Source organism: Anaerobacillus sp. MEB173 (assembly GCF_052119505.1).
Lineage (GTDB): Bacteria > Bacillota > Bacilli > Bacillales > JBJMAU01 > JBJMAU01.
Genome location: NZ_JBJMAU010000002.1, coordinates 142,750 through 168,180, shown reverse-complemented (window position 1 = coordinate 168,180; position 25,431 = coordinate 142,750). Strand labels below are relative to the sequence as shown.

Sequence of the window (25,431 nt, the reverse complement as noted above, 5' to 3'; positions counted from 1 at the left end):
AAACCATCGTCTTTTTTCGACTATGTAAGTCACTAATGGAGATTAAGGATTAGTGTCCTGCACCTGGAACCATTAAGAATGTACTGTAGTACGTAAATCCAACGAAGAATAGAGTTAAATAAGCTGCAAAAATATACATATATACGCGTTCTGACAGGTTCAAGTAACTTAATGCTACAAATACTGCAGTTTGTCCAAAGAATAAGATTGCCATTGATTCCATATGTCCTATCATAAATAAAACAGCAAAAATTCCTGTCCAGAAACCTAATACACGAAACATACGATCCATTACAATTTCCCCCCTTTTTCGATAAAGTTAAAATTACACTTTACAGCTTATTATATAGGATAAGCTGTAAAGTTGTAAATGCTTAGAAAGGGCAATTTGATGGCATATACCCAAACTCAATCAGAATTTGACTTATTTCACCATTTCGTTTTCTAGAAAAATACCAGTGTAAGAACAACAGTTATTTTTTTCATCTAACATAAGGTAATTTTCTTTTAGTCTAATTTCTCCTAAGAAATATTCAAATATACCTGTTAATAATGAATGATGCATTTTACAAAGTGAGCCATGATAAACATTGACCAACTCTTTAAATGTGCAGTTATAAATTCTAAAATTAATTGAATTCGTTTCTTCATCATATTTAATTTCCGGACTTACGCCTTGGCTTAAGGCAACTTGTTCAACATATTCTAGTTTTTCTTTAATTGAAAGATCCACTAAATTAATATTTTGCTTAGTAACGTATTCTTTTGAGGATTCAAGACCGTATTTTTTTCCTACTTGATTTAATGCTTTTTTCCCTTCTTCCCCTAATGAAAGAAGCGTTTCAATGCAAATATCAGATAGCCGTTGATAATCACGATATGGGAACTGTAAGTTAATAACCTCATCAGATAGACGATAAAGTCTACTAGGTCGCCCCCCTTTTCCGGTTTTTTTCGTTTCTGAAATAAGCATATTGACATCTTCTAATTTTGTTAAATGAAGACGTGCAACATTAGCATGAATATTAAATGTTTCAGCTATTTCCTGAACAGTTACATCTCGATGCTTTTTTGTGATATATTGATAGATGGAAAAACGCGTAGGATCAGATAATACACTCGTTATTTTTAAAGTTTGTTGCTCCACCTGCTTCACTCCTCAATGTCAAGTCTTTCTTCATTATAATATAGAAAGTATAATAAATAAATGTATTTTCATAGTTAAAATACAACTAATGACAATTGTATGTCGAAATCTGTTTTTGATGATGTTAATGTAGTAAAATAATAAGGTTACCAAGAATTAGGAAACAAGAAAAAAACTGAATCAAATCTTTGATCCAGTCTTTATTAAACAGATGTTACTTACTTATGTATGGCTGGGCTAGCAGGATTCGAACCTACGCATGACGGAGTCAAAGTCCGTTGCCTTACCGCTTGGCTATAGCCCACTGCTGAATATATTATTATTATGAGCGGTCAAAAAAAAAATATACAAAAAAATTCACTTCTTTGAAGGAAAAATGTAAATTCTGTCGAAACATTTAATCAACTCAATAAGAAAGGAAGGTGATCAATTGAATGGTGTAGAAAAAAAGAGTGAACAAATCCTCCAGCAAGCAGTACTCCTCCGAGCTTCAGACATTCATCTTTTCCCCAAAAAGGATACTACCTTAATTCAATTCAGAGTTGATCATCAATTGATTCCAGTTGAAACGATTTCCAAAACAATTTCCGACAAACTTATCTCACATTTTAAATTTAGAGCTGGAATGGATATTGGTGAAAGGCGCCGTCCGCAAAATGGCTCAATTCAGTTTTCTTTTGCAAAACAAATAGTCAATTTGCGCTTATCAACTATTCCAACAGCAAACGATGAAAGCTTAGTTTTACGTCTGCTTCCTCAGGATGAAACCCTCTCTCTTTCACAACTTCCTCTATTCAAACAGTCAGCCAAACAACTTTATTCTTTTATCAAACGCTCAAATGGTTTAATCCTCGTTACTGGTCCCACAGGCTCTGGAAAAACAACGACGTTATATGCCATGCTTTATGCCGCACAACAATTTTTCCAAAGAAATATTATTACGCTAGAGGATCCTATTGAAAAAAAGACCGATCAGTTTTTACAAATGGAAATTAATGAGAAGGCTGGTTTGACATACTCTGAAGGAATAAAATCTATTCTCAGACATGATCCAGATATCATTATGATAGGTGAAATACGTGATGAACAAACCGCTAAGATGGCAGTTAGGGCTTCATTAACCGGTCATTTAGTTTTATCAACAGTTCATTCAAAAGATACTGTTGCATGTTTGTACCGTTTAATTGAATTAGGTATTCCAATTCATGATCTTAAAGAAACTTTAATTGGTATTATTACTCAAAGATTAGTCGAAATTCTTTGCCCTTATTGCGGTGAGAAATGCAAAAAATGGTGTCAAAAGCAACGAAGGCAAAGAAGGAAAGCAATCTTTGAAATTTTATCCGATCAGAATTTAAACGTAGTGATCGATAACCTAAATGAGAATTTGCAGCAATTTCCCTATATTCGCTTAGAAGCTATGCTAAGGAAAGCAATTGCACTTGGTTATGTTTCCGAAAAGGCATACGAACAAATGGGTCGGTGAGTTTGATGAAACATAAATGGAGTCAAATAAAAAAAGCTGAATTCCTTGTACAACTTGGGATGTTTCTAGAACAAGGCTATACGCTAGCAGACACGATTCTTTTATTAAAGTATTATCAACCAAAAGAAGTTCGTGCTCAATTAGATGTGTTAATTCAAAAACTGCGGGAAGGCAGTACAATCCATGAAGGTCTTCATGAACTTCAATTTCCAAAAGACGTTCTAGGCTATTTATATTTTTCAGAGAAGAACGGTGAACTTGCAAAAGGGTTTATTGAAGGTGGACGTCTACTGGCAAAAAGAGAGGAGATTAAAGAAAAACTGCAAAAATTGCTTCGATACCCCTTATTTATGCTATGGCTGTTAATCGTTATTGCCTTTATCATGCTACATTATTTATTCCCTCATTTTCAGTCCCTTTTTGAATCATTAAATATCGAATTGCCATTGATTACAAGATTGTTTTTAAAGATGGTCAGTCTTACACCATTGTTTGTCAGTTTATTTATTTTCATCAATCTTCTTGCTTTCTGCTACTACTATTTTTCCTACCGTCATTACCACCCTTCCAAACAAATTTCTCTTCTTCTACGTATTCCCATCTTAAACGTTTTCTTGAAGTTAATGTTAACCCACTATTTCACGGTTCAGCTTGGTCGGATATTAAAAGGAGGATTATCAGTATATGAAGCAATGACTATTTTTGAGGAGCAAGATCAACTGCCTTTTTTTCAGCATGAAGGACTGATGATGAAAATGCAATTGAAGTGCGGTGAGAAGCTAGAGGAGGTAGTAAGAGGAAGGAATTATATACAAAAGGAGTTACCGTTCATTGTTTCACATGGACAAGCGAATGGGTCATTGTCTCATGATCTACTTCACTATAGTGAAGTATTATTAGCAGTCATCGAAGAAAAGGCAAAAAAGCTGACGCTGACAGTTCAGCCTATTCTATTCCTTGTTATCGGTCTAGTTGTAATGTTTATGTTCCTTTCTGTGATGTTACCTATGTTTCAACTTATTAGTTCTTTATAAATCTAAAAAGTAAGGAGACTGTATTTATGCTGAAAAAATTAAAAGAAGAATCGGGATTTACCTTGATCGAGATGATGATTGTCCTAATGATCATTTCTGTGATCTTGTTGATCGCGGTACCTAATATGACTCAGAATAATACTGTTGCTCAAGAAAAAGGCTGTGATGCAACGATGGATCTGCTTCAGGCCCAGGTAGGAGCGTATCAAATAGAAAAAGGTGAAGCACCGAGCTCATTAACTGATTTGCAGGGATTTGTGGAAAAAACAACAATTAGTGATGGGAAGGCTAAATGTCCTGATAATAAAACGGAGCTAGAACTTATTGATGGAAAAGTAAAAAAAATTAATCCGAGTTGAGGCTGAGTCGATGAAACAGTATCTTAAGAATTCGTATGGCTATTCATTGATTGAAGTTATGGTTGTGTTAATGATGATTACAGTTGTAGGAGGTATTTCGGTAACATCTTTTGTTTCTATGAATAGTGAAAAGAAGGCTGCTGACTTTTTGGCACTGTTTGAAAGTGATTTATTGTATGCACAGCAATATGCTATTAGTCATGGGAGTAATGTTACTATCCGTTTTGATAACAGCAAGCAAATGTATTCGATTATTCACCGCTTTGTATCGGTATCAGATCGTCACTTTGCAAAAGGGATAGCTTTTGAGAGAGGAACACTTCATTTAAATGAAATCACATTCAGACATAATGGGAATATTAGCAAATCAGGATCGATTCTCATTAATATTGAGGATAATAGCTATCGTGTTGTGTTCTTATTAGGGAGGGGAAGGTTTTACATTGAGAAATTGTAACGGCTTTACATTAATTGAAGTAATCGCCTCACTAAGTATTGTTACTGTGTTAATGGCAAGCTGTCTTCCTCTATTTATAACAGTGAATAATGAGAGGGTGGCAATTAGAGAAAATTTTTATGCTTTTGATTTACTATACGTATCCATCCAGGACTGGCTTATTGAAGAGCGTGTCCATCTCTATACTCAACAGGTTGAAAGAAACGGAACACTCTATCGAATCACAGTACAATCAGAGGAGATGAACAATGCATTTATTTGTATTAAGTGGCTAGGAAGTAATGATCGGCAATATGAAAGGTGTGAATATGCAAAGAAATGATTGGAAATCAACGAGGCTTTACATTAATCGAAGCTGTTATTGCATTATCGATTTTCCTAGTGGTTGTTTCGCTTTTTCCGTTATTTGTTTCTGCATTACAGCATCAAGAAAAGAAAGTTCACATACTTGAGGTTTCATTATTCTTTAACCAATTAGCGATGGAAGTACGTGAGACAAGTCGAATAACAACAGCTAATGGAACTTTATTTTTACAAATAAGAGGTCAGGAAGTAAGCTATTCTCGTCACGGTGCAAGGATACGTCGACAGGTAAATGGGGGAGGACAGGAAATTGTTTTACAACATGTTGCTTCTGTTGATTTTAAGCTTATTTCCAATGGAGTCAACATCTTTATAGCAGATACTGATGGGGGAGTTTTCAGTCGAAGACTCTCAATGATTTACGGGAGGAATTATGAATAATGAAAAAGGGTTTGTTACACCTGTAACGTTAATTTTGTCACTCTTATTATTCAGTCTTTTATTTTATCAAGTTCAGCAATATACAGTCGAGAAGAGGTTTTTAAAAGAACAAGAAGAAATTTTGACGATGGATGCACTGATGCAAATGGGGGTTGTCGACATTATTGACATTATTGGTGCATTTGATACTCCTCCTCAAACACTAACAGGGCAGCTTCGGTATGTGAAGGGAAATGTTCATTATGTCATTGCACCGGGTACAGAGGAACGGTTATCTGTTAAATTGGAATGTGTGACGAACAATGGACGTAAACGAAATATTGAAATTTTTTATGATATAATTTCTTCTGATATAATTGATTGGATTGAAACATAAGACCTTCTTGTGAGGGTCTTTTTTCTTTTATTTGAAAAATTTAAAAAGTAAGACATGCTGGATCTAATGATATGTTATAGTGAAAGAAAGATAAGGGGGGCTTGATGTGAAACAGCCACCATATTATATTGTGATGGAGGATGATTATTTATGCCATTTGTTAATATTAAAGTGACGAACGAAAAAGGTGGAGTGACCTTTGAACAGAAAAAACAACTTATTGAAGGAACAACAAAATTGCTTCAAGACGTACTAGGGAAAAATCCCCAATCAACAGTTGTAATCATTGACGAAATTGAAACGGATAATTACGGCCTTGGCGGAGAAACCATTACTGAAAAAAGGAAACGTGAACAATAGTAAGAGCAATTGATTTTTGGATTCGTAATCCCAAAAAGCCTCCAAGTGTATCATTCATTTTGGAGGTTTTGTTAATTATTTAATAAGAAAGAAAGGATATCTTTATTAAAAGTTTCAGATTCTTTAAATGCTCCGTGTCCAACTCCCTCATACAGCAGGAGTTGGCAATTTGGAATCTTTTCGGCCATTTCCTGTGAAGTATTCGGACCGACTACTTGATCGTCTGTTCCCCCAATTACTAATGTTGGACAATCGATTTTGTGTAACTCATTATAGGAATTGTTTCGTAAGCACGCATTCGCTTGAATAATGAAGCGTTGGATTGATTTTGTTTTTTTTAATTTCCTTATCACTGGATAGAAGGAGCGATAACGTTTTATATAGGTTTCTGTAAATGTTTTTTCTAACGAATCAACAATTAACTCACCTAATCGTTGCTGCTCTGCCAAGGTAATCCATTCGTTTCCTAACTTGTTCATTGCTGGGTTTGATTTTGAGGCAGAAATAGCTATAACAAGTTTTGTAACTGTTTCGGGGTAGTCAATTGCTAACCATTGGGCAATCATCCCGCCCATAGAAATACCTAGAACTGCAGCTTTCTCAATTCCAATTAAATTCATTGCTTCATGTTGATCCGTAGCCATTTGACGAATGGTATAGTCTTTAGGTAGATGATTTCTTCGGCTGAAAACATATACACGAAATTGTTTACGAAGAGCACTGAAAAAACGAGCGAGAATAAGTCCGCTTCCTCTTACTGTTTTTAATCCATCTTCTAAGCCGACTAAAATAACTAATGGCTTATTCCCAGTACCGAAAACAACGTAATCCATTGTATCAGAACGTAACTGTACAGTTTTTGAGTACATTTCAATCTCCATCCCCAGATTTTACTTATTATTTGAAATAATAAAAGATGAAAAAAGGCTTTTTGCAAAAGAAGCAAAAGCCTGAAATATATGTATTTCTATTATTTTACTGCGTCTTTTAATTGTTTGCCAGCTTTAAATGCAGGATTTTTGCTTGCTGGAATTTCGATATCTTCACCAGTTTGTGGGTTGCGTCCTTTTCTAGCTGCTCGTTCACGTACTTCAAAAACACCAAACCCAACTAATGACACTTTGTCACCTTTTTGTAAAGTGGATGTAATTGTTTCTAAAATTGTTTCAACAGCTTTTGCAGCATCTTTTTTTGGAAGACCCGTTGTCTCTACTACTTTGTTAATTAGATCAGTCTTATTCATCAGTTTGTCTCTTCCTTTCAATAAACGAATAAATTATAAAGAATGCATATCAAATGTACTTTTTGAATCATATTATGTCAAGCATTCTGTATAAATTTAGTTTATTTGGAAAGTAGAGATAGATTAAAAATCAATGAGGTTGGTCATACTATTTGTATCATGTTGAGGTGGTGTTACAATGTCTACAAATGACTATGTGAAATATGTAACGCAGCAAATTGTTAGCTATGTTGATAAACCAAAGGAAGAAAGACGTGCAATAAAAGCCGAAAAAAAATCAGTCAGGCTACCATTTATCTACCGATGGTTTGGTATGGTTCCATTGGCTTTTTCCATCACTATGAAAAAAAGGAGAAATGGTAATAAGTGAGGGGATGTCTCAAAAGCAAAGTAACAGTCACCTCGATCACAAATATAGAAGTTGATTCGTGATGAACGTTTATTCTATATTTTGCAAACGTTCGAGGAGAGCTGGCGCTTATGAGACAGCCTCTTTTTTTTATGCTAAATATTTCATAAGAAAGACGTAAACTAATAGTAAAGTAACATGAAGGATGTTATATACTAATAGGGATAGCCATTATATATATAAAATATCTTGAGGGAAAAATGGAGGTCGAATACGATTATGATCAATGTAAAAGTGAAGTCAGATATTCAAATTGCTCAGGAAGCAACACTAAAACCAATTGATGAGATTGCGGGACAGCTGCAATTATTTGCTGACGAATGGGAACCATACGGACGTTATAAAGCAAAAATATCACTTGATACCATGAAGCGGTTAGAAACCGCAAAGGATGGTCGTGTTATTTTAGTTACTGCGATAAATCCAACGCCTGCTGGTGAAGGAAAATCTACGGTAACGGTTGGATTAGGACAAGCATTAAATCGAATTGGAAAAAAAGCCATTATTGCCTTACGTGAGCCCTCTCTTGGACCGACAATGGGGATTAAAGGTGGAGCGGCGGGTGGTGGTTATTCACAAGTAATTCCAATGGAGGATATAAACTTACATTTTACTGGTGATCTCCATGCTATTACCTCGGCCCATAATGCTTTGGCTGCTTTGATTGATAATCATATTCATCAAGGAAATGAGTTACAAATCGATACACGTCGTGTCGTTTGGAAACGGGTTTTGGATATGAATGACAGAGCACTTCGAAACGTAATCGTTGGATTGGGTGGACCGATACAAGGGGTGCCAAGAGAAGATGGTTTTGATATTACAGTTGCCTCTGAGATTATGGCGATTCTATGCTTAGCAAGTGACATTCAAGATTTAAAAATGCGTCTTGCAAAAATTGTTATCGCATACACGACTAACGAAGAGCCTATTACCGTCGGGGATTTAGGTGTACAGGGGGCATTGACGTTATTACTTAAGGATGCCTTAAAGCCTAATCTTGTTCAAACACTTGAAAACACACCTGCTTTGATTCATGGTGGTCCATTTGCAAATATAGCGCATGGTTGCAATAGTGTCATTGCAACAAGAATGGCAAGTAAACTTGGTGAGTATGTTGTAACAGAAGCAGGATTTGGTGCTGATTTAGGGGCGGAAAAGTTTTTAAATATAAAAGCGCAAGCAGGAAATATTAAGCCTAGTGCTGTTGTGATCGTTGCAACGATTCGTGCTTTAAAAATGCACGGTGGTGTACCTAAGACTGAATTAACAACTGAAAATGTTGAAGCATTGAAAACAGGGATAAGTAACCTTAAAAAGCATATTGAAACAATCGAGTGCTTCGGGGTGCCATACGTAGTTGCGATAAATAAATTTACATCGGATACGCATGCTGAAATTGAGTTAGTAAAAAGCTGGTGTGAACAGCAAAATGTTGCTGTGTCTGTTGCTGATGTTTGGGGATTAGGTGGTGCTGGTGCTGAAGATCTTGCTAGGACTGTCATAAAAACAATAGATGCAAAGACAAATCATTACTCGCCGCTCTATTCAAAGACAGATTCGATTGAAAGAAAAATTGAAACGATTGCCAAAAAAGTTTATGGTGCAAGTGGTGTTGAGTTTTCTATTAAAGCAAAAAAACAAATAGCATTATTTAAACAAAACGGGTGGGACCAATTACCAGTATGTATGGCAAAAAATCAATATTCATTATCTGATAATCCAAAGCTTCTCGGTCGTCCTGAAAATTTTGTAATTACAATTCGAGAATTACGGCCTTCCATTGGTGCAGGCTTTATCGTAGCTCTGACTGGGGATGTTATGACGATGCCTGGACTGCCTAAGCAACCTGCTGCATTAAAAATGGATGTTGATCAGGATGGAAAAGCAATCGGATTATTTTAAAGAATTACACATAACCGTTTAAAAACAGGATGTCTCAAAAGTAAAGTAACAGTCACCTCGACCGCAAAGTATAGAAGTTATTTAGTGAGGAAAACTCTATATTCTGTATGCGTTCGAGGAGAGCTGTCACTTATGAACATCCTCATTTAAATGAGGACTGTTTTGTTAAATAAAACATCCCGCCATTAATGATGTCGACATTGATTTTGGGTTCATACTGAATTTTTAACGCTTCTTTTTCGACGTGATAACATTCTGGTTTTTCCTCAGTGCCTTCATAGAAATGATCAAGTAAGGCTTGATCATCAGTCCATCGTTTTTTTGCTTCTGATGCCCATAAATGGTCATCACGATCAATGATATCCCTAATTACATTTTCTAACCGTTTTAACCCGCTTTTTGGAGTAATAATTGGTGTTAAGGTAAAACAGTAGTCAGGTATTTTCGGAGTTAAAGACAGTTGAGATAAATGATTGTGGAATTCCGAAACCACTTGTCCGCTAATTAAATGGAGCCCAAGTGATAAGATGGTATCCTTCTTCCTGTCACATTCATACGATATTTTTGTATTTAAACAAAGCCATGGCTGTAACGGTGTTGATTGTCCACTCACCTGATCTGTTTCTTCATAAAGACGGATAAAAGACCCAAGCTGCTTGGCCGACTGAAAAATTTGATGCAGTCTAGGTGAGCCAAAATGGATCAGTTCGCCTTTTAAGTCCTCAGCTACTTTGTTTTGGTCAATAATCAATGTCATTTTCATTGGATTGGGAGTTCCACCAGTTTTCTCGAGGTAATGCCAATAAAAAGGTCGGTTCATGAGTGCTTTATCCAATTCAATTGTTAATTGAACTTGTATATGGGCATCACTTCCATCAATAATCTCACAATGATTTGCTTGAAAATAACGCTCTACATAGTCACGAATTTCATGTTGCTGCATTTGTTTTACACTCGCTTTCCTCAAGCTGACTATTTAAAAGAGCAGATAAATTATCCATTTTTATTTTCATCTCTCCCTCGCTTTCTGAACGAATGAGAATATCCGTAATATGGTTTTCTATTGTTGATAGATCGAGTTTCGTGAGAATTTCATCCAATTCACCAATGACTTTTTCAAAAAGGTTAATTTTTTCATAGAGCAATTGAAGGATATGCTGTTCAACTGTATCTTCAGTAGCGAAATTATAAATATGGACATCACTTTCTTGACCAAGCCTGTGAATACGTCCGATTCGTTGCTCGATTCTCATTGGGTTCCATGGTAAATCATAGTTAATGATATGATGGCAGAACTGGAGATTGATTCCCTCTCCGCCTGCTTCTGTTGCAATTAATACTTGTGCCCGATCTTTGAATAATTGTTTCATCCAGTCTTTCTTACTACGCTTAAATCCACCACGAAATGGTACAGATGTAATCCCATGTTGACTTAAGAACCATTGTAAATATAATTGAGTAGCACGATATTCTGTAAAAATTATCACTTTATCATTTATGTTCTGGATAATTTCTAACGCTTTTTCCGCTTTAGAATTACGCGTAATCTTTTCTATTTTACTCATCAATGTTTTAATAATCGTTTGGGCATACGAATTTGGATCTAGCTTTTCTGACATCCCTTTTAATGTCATAAATGCAGCTTCACGACTGCTGCAAATTTCTCGCTGTAAAGTAAGTAATGAGAAGTGACTCTTTAATAGTAAATGATCCTCTGGGTTCTCACTATGCTTTAGTGATGTTAACGTGTTATAGAGATCACGTTCTTCCTCACTAAATGTAATTGGTACTGTTTTTACAATTCGTTTTGGCCAGTCGATTCCTGTTTCTTCACGACGATTGCGAACCATTACCTTGCTTACTAGTTCTCGTAACTGCTCATCATTTTTTGGTGAGCGTTCACTTGAACGGTACGCCTTATCAAAAGTTGATTGATCTCCCAAATGTCCAGGTTTTAAAAGAGATACAAGATTAAAGATTTCCTCTAATTTATTTTGTACAGGCGTAGCAGTTAACAGTAAACAAAACTTTTTCTTTAAATGTTGAACGAATTCATAATTTTTTGTTTTGTTATTCTTTAATTTATGTGCTTCATCAATAATGACGAGGTCATAATTTTGTTTCATAATAATATCTCTGTGAGGATTGCGTTTTGCTGTATCCATCGATGCTACGACAACATCGCATTGTTCCCAAACATAGCTTTTCTTTTGAGGTACAGCTGGAATATAAAATTTTTGATTTAACTCGATTGTCCATTGCGAGACGAGAGAAGCTGGAACTAGGATTAATACTTTTTTTACGAGATTACGTATCATGTATTCTTTCAAAATCAGACCAGCTTCGATCGTTTTTCCGAGTCCTACTTCGTCCGCTAAAATCGCTTTACCATTCATCTTTTCAATAACGGTATTGGCTACTTCAAGTTGATGGCGGTAAGGTTTTAAGTCAGGCAAATGCTTTGGCGCTTGGAGACCATGAAATTCAGGTATGGACAAATGCTCTTCAGCTTCTAATGCTAATTTATAGAGGTCCCAATTTGCCCAAGGACCATCTTCTTCGATATGTTTAATAAATTGCTCTTGCCATTCTGTGTTGAAATGTATTGTAACAGTCATATTCCCTCCTCCTTCCAATCATTAGAGTATTGCCAATGTTGAATAAGAAATGGTAGGATATTAAATGAATATAGAATGTAGTATAAACAAGAAAGTATTAAATCATGTGTTTTATCACTTTCTATTGCTATATTTAGTGTTTTTTAATTACATATTGGCGGATGATAATAAGGGGAGAGATTACCTGATAAGGTAACGCCGAAGGAGCAAACATGGGAATGTGAATCTCTCAGGCAAAAAGACTCTTGTTTGACGCAACTCTGGAGAGAGTTTTTATAGCTTACTATTTACTATGAAAACCACCCACGAGGAAATTTCTTAAGTTTATGCTGATTTAAGAAAGAAACTTTCTGGTTACAGGACAGAGAAATACATTTTACTAGTGTATTTCTCTGTCTTTTTTTATGTTTTTTTATGTTTTTTTGTATGTGTTGACTTTTCGTCAAACATAATAAAGGCGACTATAGTAATCATTACACCAGGAATTTTCATAATCTTTTAAAGCTTTTTATCATTAAATTTGGAGGTATTTGTGTGACTGAATTAAAAAAGACACCACTCTTTGATGTATATAAAGAGCACGGGGCAAAAACAATTGATTTTGGTGGTTGGGATTTACCAGTACAATTTTCAAGTATAAAAGAAGAGCATGAAGCAGTTCGTTCTTGCGCAGGATTATTCGATGTATCACACATGGGCGAAGTCGAAGTGAAAGGGGAAAATGCTTTAGTTTATCTTCAACGTTTAATGACAAATGATGTGTCGAAGCTTAAACCCGGAGCTGCTCAGTATACAGCAATGTGTTACGAAGACGGTGGAACAGTGGATGATTTATTAATATATAAAAAAGATGAAGATGACTATTTACTTGTCATTAACGCCTCAAATATTGAAAAAGATGTAAGTTGGATGGAATCACATCTTATTGATGGGGTAACGGTTATGAATATTTCAGATGAAATTGCCCAAATTGCCCTTCAAGGTCCAGTAGCAGAGAAAGTGTTACAAACACTAACAGAAACTCCATTAGAAGAGATTGGGTTCTTTAAATTTAAAGATGATGTAAATATCAATGGAGTGAAAGCACTTGTATCTCGTACAGGTTACACAGGAGAAGACGGCTTTGAGATTTATTGTCATAAAGAGGATGTTCAACAGTTGTGGAAGGATATATTGGAGGCTGGAAAGAATGAGGGGGTTATTCCTTGCGGTTTAGGTGCAAGAGATACACTTCGATTTGAAGCCAAACTTCCGTTATATGGGCAAGAATTATCGAAACATATTACTCCACTCGAGGCCGGTATCGGATTTGCTGTTAAGACAGATAAAGTCGATGATTTCTTTGGGAAAGATGTACTGAAAAAGCAAAAAGAAGAGGGTTTAGCAAGAAAGCTAGTCGGGATCGAAATGATCGATAAAGGAATCCCAAGAACAGGTTATGAAGTGTTTGTTGGAGAACAGAAGATCGGTGAGGTGACAACTGGTACACAGTCACCAACATTAAAAAAGAACGTCGGTCTGGCACTTCTTGATATCAATTTCACTGCTATAGGCACTGAAGTTGAGGTTCAGGTTCGTAAAAAGCGTTTAAAAGCACAAGTTGTAAAAACACCTTTCTACAAGAGAGGGTAATAAGGGGAGATTACAAATGAGTTATCGTTATTTACCAATGACAGAGCAAGACCAAAAAGAAATGATGGATACGATTGGTATTCAATCAGTTGAAGAACTTTTTGCTGATATTCCTGAAAAAATTCGCTATAAAGGTCAATTAAACATTGAGAAGGAACTGCCGGAGCCTGAATTAGTTAACTATCTGCAAGGTTTAGCTGGTAAAAACGTCAATACGAAGCAATATCCAACTTTTTTAGGTGCTGGAGTATATGATCACTATATTTCATCAGTTGTCGATCATGTCATCTCACGTTCAGAGTTTTATACAGCGTATACACCCTATCAGCCAGAGATTTCTCAAGGTGAACTGCAAGCGATCTTTGAGTTCCAAACTATGGTTAGTGAGTTAACAGGAATGGATCTGGCAAATGCCTCAATGTATGATGGGCAAACAGCTTTAGCTGAGTCAGCAATGCTAAGTGCTGGTCAAACAAGACGTAAGAAATTGATTGTATCAAAAGCAGTTCATCCTGAAGCAAGAGCCGTATTACACACAAGTGCAAAGGGACAGAATCTCACTGTTGTTGAAGTAGATGTTGAAGCTGGAGTTACAAATTTAGCAGCGTTAAAAGATGAAATTGATAACGATACAGCTTGTGTCATTGTACAATATCCAAACTTCTTTGGGAGCATTGAAAATCTTCAAGAGATTGAAGAAATGACACATGCCCAGAAAGCGATGTTTGTTGTTTCAAGTAATCCATTATCATTAGGATTGTTAAAGCCACCAGGGCATTTCGGTGCCGATATCGTTATCGGTGATATTCAACCATTTGGAATACCAGCACAATTTGGTGGACCACACTGCGGCTTTTTTGCGACAACAAAGAAGTTAATGCGTAAAGTTCCAGGGCGTCTAGTTGGTCAAACAACTGATGATCAAGGGCAACGTGGATTTGTTTTAACATTGCAGGCACGTGAACAACATATTCGCCGTGATAAAGCGACATCAAATATTTGTTCTAACCAAGCGTTAAATGCATTGGCATCTTCTGTTGCGATGAGTGCACTTGGCAAAAATGGTGTCAAAGAGATGGCTAAGCAAAACTTACAAAAAGCTCATTATGCAAAAGAACAAGTACTAAACAACGGTGTTAATGTAGTGTTTAATCAACCTTTCTTTAATGAGTTTGTTGTAAAGCTAGATAAGCCAGTTCAAGACGTTAACAAACAATTATTACAACAAGGAATCATTGGTGGTTATGACCTTGGACGTGATTATCCTGAATTAGATGGTCATATGTTAATAGCTGTTACTGAACTTCGTACGAAAGAAGAAATTGACATATTAGCAAAAGCTTTGGGGGGTTTACAATGAGTAAAGATCAAGCATTAATTTTTGAGTTAAGTAAGGCTGGACGTACCGGTTATAGCTTATCGGAATTAGACGTACCAGAAGTTGCAGTAGAAAAGGTAATCCCTGACATGTTTATCCGTACAGAGGATGCAGAGCTCCCAGAAGTTTCAGAGCTGCAATTAATGCGTCATTATACAGCACTCTCAAACCGAAATCACGGTGTAGATTCAGGGTTTTATCCACTTGGATCTTGTACAATGAAATATAATCCGAAAATTAATGAAGACGTTGCTCGGTATACTGGTTTCGCACATATTCATCCATATCAAGCTGAAGAAACTGTGCAAGGTGCATTAGAGTTAATGTATAATTTACAAACGTCACTAGCTGAAATTACAGGAATGGATGAAGTGACGTTACAACCAGCTGCAGGAGCTCATGGTGAATGGACGGGATTAATGATGATTCGTGCTTACCATGAAGCGAATGGTGATTTTAACCGTACGAAGGTCATTGTTCCTGACTCAGCACACGGTACAAACCCGGCTTCGGCAACTGTAGCTGGATTTGAATCAATTACTGTCCGTTCAAATGAGCGTGGACTTGTAGATTTAGAACATCTAAGAGAGGTTGTAGGAGAGGATACAGCAGCTCTAATGCTAACAAATCCAAATACACTAGGTCTCTTTGAAGAAAATATCGCTGAAATGGCTGAAATTATTCATGAAGCTGGCGGAAAATTATATTATGACGGAGCTAACTCAAACGCTATTTTAGGTATTGCTCGTCCTGGTGATATGGGCTTTGATGTCGTACACTTAAACTTACACAAAACATTTACCGGACCACATGGTGGTGGTGGACCAGGATCAGGTCCTGTTGGAGTTAAGAAAGATTTAATTCCGTTCCTGCCAAAGCCGGTCGTTGTTAAAAATGGGGATGCGTATGGCTTTGATTATAATCGTCCGCAATCTATTGGCCGTGTTAAACCGTTCTATGGTAACTTTGGAATCAATGTTCGTGCTTATACGTATATTCGTACAATGGGACCAGTTGGCTTACGTAAAGTATCTGAATATGCTGTTCTTAATGCAAACTACATGATGCGTCGTTTAGAGCCGTATTTTGATCTTCCGTTTAATCAACATTGTAAACATGAGTTTGTACTCTCAGGTCGCCGTCAAAAGAAGTTGGGTGTTCGAACGTTAGATATGGCAAAACGCTTACTTGATTTCGGCTATCACCCGCCAACAATCTACTTCCCGTTAAATGTTGAGGAATGTATTATGATTGAACCAACGGAGACTGAAGCAAAAGAAACATTAGATGAATTCATTGATGCAATGATTCAGATCGCTAAGGAAGCAGAGGAAACTCCAGAGATCGTCCAAGAAGCACCACACACAACAGTTATCGGTCGCTTAGACGAAACAACAGCTGCGAGAAAGCCGATATTGAGATACGAAAAAGCGTAATGTAAAATTTAGAATGTAGAATTATTGTGGGAGCTGCTACGTGAGCTTTTTCAAAAGAGCTTCATTGAAGCAGCCTACACAATTTTACATTTTAAATTTTTAATTTTTAATTTTTAATTATTAAAAAGAGCACTTCCGCGGAAGTGCTCTTTTCTTATGTATACAATTTGTTTACTTCTTTTTTATTTTTCCTGTCCACTTTCTAAAGCCGCCTTGAAGGTAGTAGATATCTGTAATGCCGCGCTTCTTTTTTAGGAATTTTGCAGCTCGATAACTTCTTGATGCTGTTTGTGAATAAAGATAAACAGGCTGATCATTTCGTACTTCATTCATTCGTTGGCTTAATTGTGAGGTTGGTATATTTCTTGCCCCTAAAATATGGCCGCCATCATATTCGTTTTGTTCTCTGACATCGATTAGCTGTGCTTTACGGTAACCGGCTCGAAATTCTTCCTCACTTAACCCAGTTAAAAATCTTGGCTTAATAAACGGACTTATTATTAAATAGGCCAATACTAAAATTGCAATGGTATTAATCCAAACCATAACCTCTTGTCCACCCCTTTAAAAATAATCATACATATTGATTATAAACACCCTTACAGTAAGAATCAAAGAAAAATATAAATTTATTTTTATACGATAGCAATAAGGGAGTTAAATTATTTGACTTCATCCTCCATTTTGCTAGACTAACTAATAGATATAATAGAAAGTACTAGAACAAATGAGGGATATGCGATGAAACAAAAATGGTATTTCATTGATTCTGAAAATTGCTCACCAGAATATAACATGGCGTTAGATGAAGCATTATTAAATTGGCATAGCCAAGGAAAAATTCCGCCAACGATTCGTTTTTATGGCTGGAATCCAGCGACATTGTCCATTGGTTATTTTCAAAAGGTGGAAAAAGAAATAAATCTTGAAGCGGTAAATAAATACAATCTAGGTTTTGTGCGGCGGCCAACTGGAGGGAGAGGAGTACTCCACGATCAAGAATTAACCTATAGTGTCATTGTGTCAGAGGATTATCAGGGTATGCCTGAAACTGTAACAGAAGCGTATCGTGTTATATCAGAAGGGTTGCTTGAAGGGTTTAAACTTTTGGGACTTGATGCATACTTTGCAATCCCAAGATCCCAGGAAGAAAAAGACGCATTAAAAAATCCTCGTTCTGCTGTTTGTTTTGATGCCCCATCCTGGTATGAACTAGTTGTAGAAGGAAGAAAGGTTGCTGGCAGTGCTCAAACGAGGCAAAAAGGTGTCATTTTACAGCACGGTTCGATTATTTTAGATATTGATGAAGATAAACTGTTCGATCTATTTAAATATCCGAATGAAAGAGTAAGAGAGAGGTTGCAGCGAAATTTTAAAAATAAAGCAGTTGCTATTAATGAACTGAGAGAAGAACGCATTACACTGAATGAAGCCCGTGAGGCATTTAAAAATGGCTTCGAAAAAGGTTTAAAGATTGAACTTGTACCGTATCAATTATCAGAGGCGGAAGAAAAAGAAGTACAAAAAATTGCAATGGAACGGTATAGTAATGATGAGTGGACATTTCGTAGATAAAAAGCATGGATCCTATTTATTAGGATTCATGCTTTTGTATGTGTTCGGTTGATGTCTACTTTGTTAAAGCGTTAATTTTTCTTTCAGTAAATGATGATTGTAGTTTTCTTGTTATTGGACCGATTGAGTAATGGTTGCTAATATCACCACTGATTGATATAACTGGTGCTATTTCGACATTTGTATTTGTAATAAATACTTCATCTGCATCCATTAAATGCTCTAGTGTAAAAGGCTGTTCAAAAAGCTCTAATCCTAGTTCATTAGCGATATGCAGAACAAGCTGTCGGGTTATACCGTTTAAGATAAGATTTGTAGCAGGGTGGGTATAAACTTTCTTATCTTTTACTATAAAAACGTTTGAGGCGGCACATTCTGTAACGAGATGATTTCGATGAAGAATGGCTTCACTGCATTTATTGTCGGCAGCTTTTCTAAGTGCCATTGTATTTCCGAGTAGATTTATTGTTTTAATATCACAACGGAGCCAGCGAATGTCATCGGTTGCGATTACTGCGATCCCCTCACTTTGATCCTTTATGTTTAGTGGTACTTCACGGGTAAAAGCAGTGACGACCCCTTCCATATTTCGCTCATAAAGGTGGTTTCGCGGTGCAACAGCTCGTGTATATTGCAGGTAAAATAAACCGTCTCTGATTTCATTTTTTCTAATTAATTGTTCTGTTAACATATAAAAGGTTTCGATAGGGTAAGGTAAGGTCATTTCTAGCTTTTTCGCACTGTTTGAAAATCGCTCATAATGTTCTTCCATTGTATACGGTGTTCCATTGTAGATACGGATAACCTCATATATTCCATCTCCAAAATTATAACCGCGATCCTCCATACTTATATGAACAGAATCTTTAGGTACGATTTGGTTATTGTAGATAACATAGTCCATTTATTGTCCTCCAAATTAGTAAGATTGTTAATTTCTATCACAACATTGAAATTGTAAATTGTCAATATTGTTAGAAAAGTAAATTAAAGGTGAAGAATCATGACATATGGCGAACCTATATTTTGCAACTGACAAATTTCTTGAAATTACTTTGTAAAATGAATTATTTAGCATAAATGCTCATTCATTCTACTTTATTTGACCTCTTTTAAAGTTGACAAAATGAAAAAAAGGAGATGATTTCACAATATATAGTGTAATGGATAAAATATACAACACTATATATTGATTATGTCCGTTGATTGTGATAAGCTAAGTCAAGCATACAACATTTGATTTTAGGGAAATATTGCTAGCAAATCAGATTTTTTTTAACAAATACATCATGCTTCTACAAGCTACATACATCAAGATGTAGACATGGGAGAGTAAATATATACTAAATAGTGAAGGGGAGAACTTTATGACAATGATGATGTCAAAAGTAATGAGCGTTAATGTCGAAAAGCTAAATCAGGATATTGAACAGTTTCCACAAGTTCATCCGATTACAGCGGACATGCACATTCAAAAGAGTGGTGTATCAAGACTTGTAATGCTCGACCGTTACACATTTAAAGATACAGAAAAGAAAACATTAACAGAAGGTGACTTTGTCGTATTAACGGTCAAGGAAGACCCGAAATTTCCAGCTCGTGGATTTGGTTTTGTTCTGGAATTAGATTGGTTCTCAAAAACAGCCAAAGTTTTAGTTGATGAAGAATTCCACGGAGTGTTAGATCCAGAAGAAGCCAAAACAGGAGTTGTCATTCGTTCTCTCGATACTATTGAAAAACCGTTAGAACTTTATTACGAGCAAATTGCCAAGCGTAATGCAACTGGACTAGCTTCGGTAGAAACAACGGAAGAAAAACGACAAGAATCGTTTGAGAAATTTTATCATGAGTTAGTGAATATGAACTTTGTTCCTGCAGGTCGTGTCCTTTACGGAGCAGGTGCTGAAACAGACGTTACCTACTTTAACTGTTATGTAATGCCGTATGTTAAAGACTCAAGAGAAGGCATCTCTGAGCATCGTAAGCAAGTGATGGAGATTATGAGTCGTGGTGGCGGAGTTGGTACAAACGGTTCAACATTACGCCCGCGTCATACGTTAGCTCGTGGTGTAAATGGTAAATCATCAGGATCGGTTTCATGGCTAGATGACATTGCGAAATTGACACACCTTGTGGAACAAGGCGGGAGCCGCAGGGGGGCTCAAATGATTATGCTGGTGGACAGCCACCCTGACATTCTCGAATTTATTATTTCGAAAATGCAAAACCCGAGAATTTTACGATTCTTATTAGAAAATACAAAAGATGATCAAATCAAACAATTAGTAAAAGACAAATTGAAGTTTAAACCGCTATCTGAATTAGAGGTTGCGTTGTATCAAGGGATTGTTAATTTTAAGCATATCCAAGGACAAGGCGGCTTTGATGATAAAGTAATTAGAGAAGCTGAGGAGAAGTTGAACACAGGTGGAACTTACAGTGTCAATAACTCAGAATTTTTAACAGGTGCAAATATCTCTGTTTGTATAACGAATGAATTTATGAAAGCAGTTGAAGAAGACACAGATTATGAACTGCGCTTCCCAGATGTTGAAAACTATTCACCTGAAGAGATGGAAATTTATAACCGTGAATGGCATGAATGTGGAGATGTACGTGAATGGGAAAAAATGGGCCATCGTGTTCGAATGTACCGTAAAATTAAAGCAAAAGAGCTTTGGAATTTAATTAATATTTGTGCAACATATTCTGCAGAACCAGGTATTTTCTTCATTGATAATGCTAACGAAATGACAAATGCTACAAGCTATGGACAAAAGGTAGTTGCAACAAACCCGTGTGGAGAACAACCTCTGGCGCCATTTTCGGTTTGTAACCTTGCCGCAGTAAACTTAGCAAATATGGCGGATAAGGAAACGAAAACCGTTGATTTTGAAAAGTTAAAGCAGACTGTAGCAACTGGTGTACGGATGCAGGATAACGTTATTGATGCTACACCATATTTCTTGGAAGAGAACACAAAGCAAGCAAAAAGTGAACGCCGTGTTGGTCTAGGTGTAATGGGGCTTCATGATTTGCTTATCTATTGTGAGACAAGATACGGCTCAGAAGAAGGAAACGAACTTGTAGATAAGATCTTTGAAACGATTGCAACAACTGCATATCGTACAAGTGTTGAATTAGCAAAAGAAAAAGGCAGCTTCCCTTATTTAGTTGGGGAACAGGAAGAAAAAACGAGAAACTTACGAGAAGCGTTTATTAATACTGGCTATATGAAAAAGATGCCAGAAGATATTCGTGAAGCAGTGTTAGACTATGGTATTCGTAATTCGCACTTATTAACCGTTGCTCCTACAGGTTCGACTGGAACAATGGTTGGTGTGAGTACAGGACTTGAACCTTACTTCTCTTTCTCTTATTACCGTAGTGGTCGATTAGGGAAGTTTATCGAGGTGAAAGCCGAAATCGTTAAAGAATATCTTGATGTTAATCCAGATGCCGATCCAGAAAACTTACCAGAATGGTTTGTTTCAACGATGGAATTATCACCTGAAGAGCATGCGGATGTTCAATGTATTATTCAACGTTGGGTAGACAGCTCATTATCAAAAACAGTTAATGCTCCGAAAGGGTATACGGTTGAGCAGGTTGAAAAGGTTTATGAACGTCTGTACCGAGGTGGAGCAAAAGGTGGTACAGTATATGTTGATGGAAGTCGTGATGCTCAAGTATTAACATTGACTGCTGAAGAAAATACCTTTGAGGATTATGCTGTTGATTTAACATCTGAAGAAAAAGATGGAAAGAAGAAAAGTCATGTTGTTCTCGTTGATACAATTGCTGATCTTCGCTCTACGTCCGTAACAATCGGTTCAGAAGTAGGAAATACATGCCCGGTTTGTCGTAAAGGAACTGTTGAAGACATCGGTGGCTGTAACACATGTACAAACTGTAATGCACAATTAAAGTGTGGTTTATAATTATATAATCAGTAAATGGATAGAGTCGGCAAAAGACTCTATCCATTTTTATATTAACTACAATGGCACGGCTTCCAACAACTACATCATCGTAAGTCATAAAATTTACACAATCTAAAGGAGAGTAAGTTTACATTTTGAGGTGAAAAGAATGGAGCCATTTATTCCACAGCTTGTTTATATTGAGCCGAGAGCGATAGAGTACCCGTTAGGTAAAGAACTTAAAGATAAGTTTGAAAAGATGGGAATCGAGATAAGGGAAACAACATCTCATAACCAGGTGCGTAATATACCAGGAGATACAGAAAATCAAAAGTACCGCAATGCAAAATCAACTCTTGTTGTTGGTGTTCGCAAAACATTAAAATTTGATACATCAAAGCCATCTGCAGAATATGCAATACCGCTTGCTACAGGGTGTATGGGTCATTGTCATTATTGTTATTTACAAACAACGATGGGGGATAAACCTTATATTCGAACATATGTAAATATAGAGGAGATCTTTGAGCAAGCCGAAAAATATATCAGGGAAAGGGAGCCTGAAATCACTCGTTTTGAAGCAGCCTGTACCTCAGATATCGTAGGACTAGATCATTTAACTCATTCCCTTAAAAAAGCAATCGAATTTATAGGGGAAACAACACTGGGCAGGCTCCGATTTGTAACAAAATATCATTATGTGGATCATTTATTGGATGCAAAGCATAATGGTAATACGAGATTTCGTTTTAGTTTGAATTCCAATTATGTTATCAAAAATTTTGAACCTGGTACATCTCCTTTTGAAAAACGAATAGAGGCCGCTGGTAAAGTAGCAAAAGCGAATTATCCTTTAGGCTTCATTCTTGCTCCATTATACCGCCATTCCGAATGGGAACAAGGGTATTTGGAACTTTTTGAACGGTTGGAAGCTACATTACCAAGTTATGCGATAAAAGATTTAACGTTTGAACTCATTCAACACCGGTTTACAAAAACAGCAAAAAAGATTATAGAGAAACGCTATCCGAAGACGAAACTAGAAATGGATGAAAGTAAACGGAAATATAAATGGGGAAAGTATGGGCGAGGAAAATATGTATATCAAAATGAAGAGGCGGATGAGTTAAGAGAGAAAGTGGAGGGTTATATTAAACATTACTTCCCGCAATCGAAAATTGAGTACTTCACATAGACAATGAGTCCTTGTCAGAACTGGACGATTATAGTATCATTTTAGCGATGACTGTAAAAAGGCAGAGGGAAATTGGGGGGGAACACCATGCCAACACCAAGTATGGAAGATTACCTAGAACGGATTTATTTATTAATTGATGAGAAGGGTTATGCAAGGGTCTCGGATATTGCAGAAGCTTTGGAAGTTCATCCATCCTCTGTAACAAAGATGGTACAAAAGCTTGATAAAAGTCAGTATTTAATTTACGAAAAGTATCGCGGATTAGTGTTAACACCGAAAGGAAAGAAGATCGGAAAAAGGCTTGTTTATCGACATGAACTTCTTGAGGATTTCATGAAGATTATCGGTGTAAACCATGAAAATATATATCAAGATGTAGAAGGAATTGAGCATCATTTAAGCTGGGATGCTATTGATCGCATTGGTGATTTAGTACAGTTCTTCCAAGAAGATGAAAAACGAGTCGAATTACTTAGACAAACACAAAAGAAGAATGAGCTAGAGCAATCATAACAAATAAAGTTATGGTTGCTTTTTTTATTAACCGAAGTTTTGGCGTCATTGTATCGTCCTTTACCAGGTAAGCATAATCTGTATGTTGAGGGGGTGCGGGTTAGATATGGAAATTGATGGCGTGTTTGCTGGTGGTGGAGTCAAAGCAATTGCTTTTGTAGGTGCATTAAAAGTATTAGAAGATAAGGGATATACCTTTCAAAGGGTAGCAGGGACGAGTGCAGGAGCAATAATCGCTTCACTTATTAAGGCGGGTTATACGAGTAAAGAGCTAACGTCAGTTTTATCGGAAACAAATTTACAGCAGTTTCTAGATCCAAAACATTCAATCCTTCCTTTTCCTTTTATTAAATGGCTGCGAGTGTATAAGAGACTGGGATTGTATAAAGGAGATGAGCTTGAAAGCTGGTTAAGAGAAAAGCTCAAAGCAAAAGGTGTAACGACATTTGCTGATTTGCCAAAAGGTTCCTTAAAAATTATTGCTTCAGATTTAACGAAAGGTCAACTTATTGTTTTGCCGGATGACTTAGAGAAATACGGTATTATTCCTGATAAATTTTCAGTAGCGAAAGCGGTACGAATGAGTTGCAGTCTTCCATATTTTTTTGAACCTGTGAAATTATATGATGGAAAAGGTCAACAGTGTATTATTGTTGATGGCGGAGTAATAAGTAATTTTCCGATGTGGTTATTTACAAATAAAAAAGGAAAAAGTAAAAGGCCAGTATTAGGATTCAAGTTAAGTGATTCACTTGAGGAAGCGATTCCTAATAAAATTGATAATGCTTTCGAGATGGTTGGTTCGTTGCTGGAGACGATGCTTAAAGCGAGGGATAATCGCTACATTTCAAAAGATATTGCTGAGAATATTGTTTTTATACCTGTTGAGAAAATTAAATTAACAGAGTTTACGCTGGCAAAAAAGAAAGTGGAGGAATTAATTGAATTAGGACGACAAAGGACCGAGAATTACTTTTTTAATCATAATACGCCTTTGAGAAGGATTAAATAAATGAACGCAAAGAAATAGAGCACTTAAAAGAGTGCTCGATTCTTTTTCTTTGTTTTATTTTTTTTGCCCTCAATTACTGTAAAATTATGAGCTGCTTTCCGTTTTTTAATAGTAGAGGTTTTGAAGTTGTTTGTACTTTTTCTTTTGTGCGGGATAACATTGCTTTTAAAACGTTCAGAGCGGCTTGCTGTTTTTGGTTTAGGACGGCGGTGCGCATGTGGCGCCGCAAATTTTTTGGCTAGAAACCGTTTGTAGATAAAAATGATCGCCCCGACAATAGCAGCTACAATGAGTATTTGACTTAAAAAACCAACCGGATCACTAAAGAGACGGTAGAACAAGCCCAATCCAGCTAACCCAATAAGTATTAGCACAAGCGGATGGTAAGATTGACGCGACATAATACTCACCTCCTATAGAATTTAAATTACATGAATCTTCAGAAAACTCAAATTTATCAGTGGTTATAATGGTAGTCATACCCTACATCACAGCATTGCTGCTGAGATGTACTATGTGATTTCATAATGGCTTGCCCACCAAAAGTTGTTGTTTAGTTAAGATAGTTAAATGAAACAAATTAGAAATAATCTAATTGTCTTTATAGTTATATTCTACATGATAAG

27 protein-coding genes, 1 tRNA gene and 1 riboswitch are annotated in these 25,431 nt (G+C 36.4%); of the genes, 18 read left to right on the top strand and 10 right to left on the bottom strand.

Annotation, left to right across the window (positions count from 1 at the left end; translation table 11 throughout):
- Positions 1–49: 49 nt before the first annotated feature.
- The 3 genes from ACJ2A9_RS05255 to ACJ2A9_RS05245 form a co-directional block, all read right to left on the bottom strand.
- The gene (locus tag ACJ2A9_RS05255; protein WP_441420570.1) at positions 50–292 is read right to left on the bottom strand and encodes a DUF2626 domain-containing protein; all 243 of its coding nucleotides are present in this window, start codon (positions 290–292) and stop codon (positions 50–52) included.
- A 132-nt stretch (positions 293–424) separates the two neighbouring features.
- Positions 425–1,147, bottom strand: a complete 723-nt coding sequence (locus ACJ2A9_RS05250; RefSeq protein ID WP_441420569.1) for a helix-turn-helix transcriptional regulator — start codon at positions 1,145–1,147, stop codon at positions 425–427.
- Between the two features lie 229 nt (positions 1,148–1,376).
- A tRNA-Gln gene (locus ACJ2A9_RS05245) sits at positions 1,377–1,451 on the bottom strand.
- A gap of 126 nt (positions 1,452–1,577) precedes the next feature.
- Here ACJ2A9_RS05245 and comGA point away from each other — a divergent pair.
- The 8 genes from comGA (at position 1,578) to ACJ2A9_RS05205 (ending at position 5,963) form a co-directional block, all read left to right on the top strand.
- Complete coding sequence (gene comGA / locus ACJ2A9_RS05240) at positions 1,578–2,633, top strand: competence type IV pilus ATPase ComGA (RefSeq protein WP_441420568.1); 1,056 nt, start codon at positions 1,578–1,580, stop codon at positions 2,631–2,633.
- 5 nt (positions 2,634–2,638) lie between these two features.
- On the top strand, positions 2,639–3,667 hold the full coding sequence (comGB, locus tag ACJ2A9_RS05235) for a competence type IV pilus assembly protein ComGB (RefSeq protein ID WP_441420567.1): 1,029 nt from the start codon (positions 2,639–2,641) through the stop codon (positions 3,665–3,667).
- Positions 3,668–3,693: 26 nt separating this feature from the next.
- Positions 3,694–4,026, top strand: coding sequence for a competence type IV pilus major pilin ComGC (gene comGC, locus ACJ2A9_RS05230; protein ID WP_441420566.1), 333 nt, complete (start codon positions 3,694–3,696; stop codon positions 4,024–4,026).
- A 10-nt stretch (positions 4,027–4,036) separates the two neighbouring features.
- Complete coding sequence (gene comGD / locus ACJ2A9_RS05225) at positions 4,037–4,483, top strand: competence type IV pilus minor pilin ComGD (protein WP_441420565.1); 447 nt, start codon at positions 4,037–4,039, stop codon at positions 4,481–4,483.
- The gene (locus ACJ2A9_RS05220) at positions 4,470–4,805 is read left to right on the top strand and encodes a prepilin-type N-terminal cleavage/methylation domain-containing protein (RefSeq protein ID WP_441420564.1); all 336 of its coding nucleotides are present in this window, start codon (positions 4,470–4,472) and stop codon (positions 4,803–4,805) included. The genes comGD and ACJ2A9_RS05220 overlap by 14 nt, the downstream gene beginning before the upstream one ends.
- Positions 4,802–5,227 carry a competence type IV pilus minor pilin ComGF gene (gene comGF, locus ACJ2A9_RS05215; RefSeq protein WP_441420563.1) on the top strand — a complete coding sequence of 142 codons (426 nt, stop codon included), beginning with the start codon at positions 4,802–4,804 and terminating at the stop codon, positions 5,225–5,227. The genes ACJ2A9_RS05220 and comGF overlap by 4 nt, the downstream gene beginning before the upstream one ends.
- On the top strand, positions 5,220–5,603 hold the full coding sequence (gene comGG, locus ACJ2A9_RS05210) for a competence type IV pilus minor pilin ComGG (protein ID WP_441420562.1): 384 nt from the start codon (positions 5,220–5,222) through the stop codon (positions 5,601–5,603). The genes comGF and comGG overlap by 8 nt, the downstream gene beginning before the upstream one ends.
- Positions 5,604–5,753: 150 nt before the next feature.
- A complete protein-coding gene (locus ACJ2A9_RS05205) occupies positions 5,754–5,963 on the top strand; it encodes a 2-hydroxymuconate tautomerase family protein (protein ID WP_441420561.1) in 210 nt (69 codons plus the stop codon).
- Positions 5,964–6,034: 71 nt separating this feature from the next.
- On the opposite strand, the gene ACJ2A9_RS05200 is transcribed toward ACJ2A9_RS05205, so the two are convergent.
- Both ACJ2A9_RS05200 and ACJ2A9_RS05195 read right to left on the bottom strand, forming a co-directional pair.
- Complete coding sequence (locus ACJ2A9_RS05200; protein ID WP_441420560.1) at positions 6,035–6,832, bottom strand: alpha/beta fold hydrolase; 798 nt, start codon at positions 6,830–6,832, stop codon at positions 6,035–6,037.
- Positions 6,833–6,933: 101 nt separating this feature from the next.
- Complete coding sequence (locus ACJ2A9_RS05195) at positions 6,934–7,206, bottom strand: HU family DNA-binding protein (RefSeq protein ID WP_441420559.1); 273 nt, start codon at positions 7,204–7,206, stop codon at positions 6,934–6,936.
- Between the two features lie 178 nt (positions 7,207–7,384).
- Between ACJ2A9_RS05195 and ACJ2A9_RS05190 the strand changes: the two genes are divergently transcribed.
- Together ACJ2A9_RS05190 and ACJ2A9_RS05185 are read left to right on the top strand one after the other, a co-directional pair.
- Positions 7,385–7,576: a YqzE family protein gene (locus ACJ2A9_RS05190; protein ID WP_441420558.1), complete on the top strand. Its 192-nt coding sequence runs from the start codon at positions 7,385–7,387 to the stop codon at positions 7,574–7,576.
- A gap of 258 nt (positions 7,577–7,834) precedes the next feature.
- The gene (locus ACJ2A9_RS05185) at positions 7,835–9,520 is read left to right on the top strand and encodes a formate--tetrahydrofolate ligase (RefSeq protein ID WP_441420557.1); all 1,686 of its coding nucleotides are present in this window, start codon (positions 7,835–7,837) and stop codon (positions 9,518–9,520) included.
- Between the two features lie 142 nt (positions 9,521–9,662).
- On the opposite strand, the gene ACJ2A9_RS05180 is transcribed toward ACJ2A9_RS05185, so the two are convergent.
- Together ACJ2A9_RS05180 and ACJ2A9_RS05175 are read right to left on the bottom strand one after the other, a co-directional pair.
- Positions 9,663–10,463, bottom strand: coding sequence for a YqhG family protein (locus ACJ2A9_RS05180; RefSeq protein ID WP_441420556.1), 801 nt, complete (start codon positions 10,461–10,463; stop codon positions 9,663–9,665).
- Complete coding sequence (locus ACJ2A9_RS05175; protein WP_441420555.1) at positions 10,450–12,138, bottom strand: DEAD/DEAH box helicase; 1,689 nt, start codon at positions 12,136–12,138, stop codon at positions 10,450–10,452. Before ACJ2A9_RS05175 ends, ACJ2A9_RS05180 begins: the two co-directional genes overlap by 14 nt.
- Before the next feature lie 161 nt (positions 12,139–12,299).
- Positions 12,300–12,393: riboswitch (glycine riboswitch) on the top strand.
- 279 nt (positions 12,394–12,672) lie between these two features.
- On the opposite strand from ACJ2A9_RS05175, the gene gcvT reads away from it, so the two are divergent.
- From gcvT to gcvPB, 3 genes are read left to right on the top strand one after another with little or no spacing between them, the layout of a single operon-like run.
- Positions 12,673–13,770, top strand: a complete 1,098-nt coding sequence (gene gcvT, locus ACJ2A9_RS05170) for a glycine cleavage system aminomethyltransferase GcvT (RefSeq protein ID WP_441420554.1) — start codon at positions 12,673–12,675, stop codon at positions 13,768–13,770.
- Positions 13,771–13,786: 16 nt separating this feature from the next.
- On the top strand, positions 13,787–15,130 hold the full coding sequence (gcvPA, locus tag ACJ2A9_RS05165) for an aminomethyl-transferring glycine dehydrogenase subunit GcvPA (protein WP_441420553.1): 1,344 nt from the start codon (positions 13,787–13,789) through the stop codon (positions 15,128–15,130).
- The gene (gcvPB, locus tag ACJ2A9_RS05160) at positions 15,127–16,584 is read left to right on the top strand and encodes an aminomethyl-transferring glycine dehydrogenase subunit GcvPB (RefSeq protein ID WP_441420552.1); all 1,458 of its coding nucleotides are present in this window, start codon (positions 15,127–15,129) and stop codon (positions 16,582–16,584) included. Before gcvPA ends, gcvPB begins: the two co-directional genes overlap by 4 nt.
- A 171-nt stretch (positions 16,585–16,755) precedes the next feature.
- Here the strand turns inward: gcvPB and ACJ2A9_RS05155 are convergent, their stop codons facing one another.
- Positions 16,756–17,130: a rhodanese-like domain-containing protein gene (locus ACJ2A9_RS05155; RefSeq protein WP_441420551.1), complete on the bottom strand. Its 375-nt coding sequence runs from the start codon at positions 17,128–17,130 to the stop codon at positions 16,756–16,758.
- A gap of 195 nt (positions 17,131–17,325) precedes the next feature.
- Here ACJ2A9_RS05155 and ACJ2A9_RS05150 point away from each other — a divergent pair, with 195 nt between their 5' ends.
- Positions 17,326–18,159 (top strand): lipoate--protein ligase family protein, encoded by an 834-nt coding sequence (locus ACJ2A9_RS05150; protein WP_441420550.1) that lies wholly within the window; start codon positions 17,326–17,328, stop codon positions 18,157–18,159.
- Positions 18,160–18,214: 55 nt separating this feature from the next.
- On the opposite strand, the gene dat is transcribed toward ACJ2A9_RS05150, so the two are convergent.
- Positions 18,215–19,063: a D-amino-acid transaminase gene (gene dat, locus ACJ2A9_RS05145; protein WP_441420549.1), complete on the bottom strand. Its 849-nt coding sequence runs from the start codon at positions 19,061–19,063 to the stop codon at positions 18,215–18,217.
- A gap of 463 nt (positions 19,064–19,526) precedes the next feature.
- Here dat and ACJ2A9_RS05140 point away from each other — a divergent pair, with 463 nt between their 5' ends.
- The 4 genes from ACJ2A9_RS05140 to ACJ2A9_RS05125 all read left to right on the top strand — a co-directional run bounded on the left by ACJ2A9_RS05140 (position 19,527) and on the right by ACJ2A9_RS05125 (position 24,805).
- A complete protein-coding gene (locus ACJ2A9_RS05140) occupies positions 19,527–22,100 on the top strand; it encodes a vitamin B12-dependent ribonucleotide reductase (RefSeq protein ID WP_441420548.1) in 2,574 nt (857 codons plus the stop codon).
- A gap of 151 nt (positions 22,101–22,251) precedes the next feature.
- The gene (splB, locus tag ACJ2A9_RS05135; protein ID WP_441420547.1) at positions 22,252–23,277 is read left to right on the top strand and encodes a spore photoproduct lyase; all 1,026 of its coding nucleotides are present in this window, start codon (positions 22,252–22,254) and stop codon (positions 23,275–23,277) included.
- Positions 23,278–23,364: 87 nt separating this feature from the next.
- Positions 23,365–23,793 carry a transcriptional regulator MntR gene (mntR, locus tag ACJ2A9_RS05130; RefSeq protein WP_441420546.1) on the top strand — a complete coding sequence of 143 codons (429 nt, stop codon included), beginning with the start codon at positions 23,365–23,367 and terminating at the stop codon, positions 23,791–23,793.
- 106 nt (positions 23,794–23,899) lie between these two features.
- Positions 23,900–24,805, top strand: a complete 906-nt coding sequence (locus tag ACJ2A9_RS05125) for a patatin-like phospholipase family protein (protein WP_441420545.1) — start codon at positions 23,900–23,902, stop codon at positions 24,803–24,805.
- 23 nt (positions 24,806–24,828) lie between these two features.
- On the opposite strand, the gene ACJ2A9_RS05120 is transcribed toward ACJ2A9_RS05125, so the two are convergent.
- Positions 24,829–25,206 (bottom strand): SA1362 family protein, encoded by a 378-nt coding sequence (locus ACJ2A9_RS05120; protein WP_441420544.1) that lies wholly within the window; start codon positions 25,204–25,206, stop codon positions 24,829–24,831.
- Between the last annotated feature and the right edge of the window lie 225 nt (positions 25,207–25,431).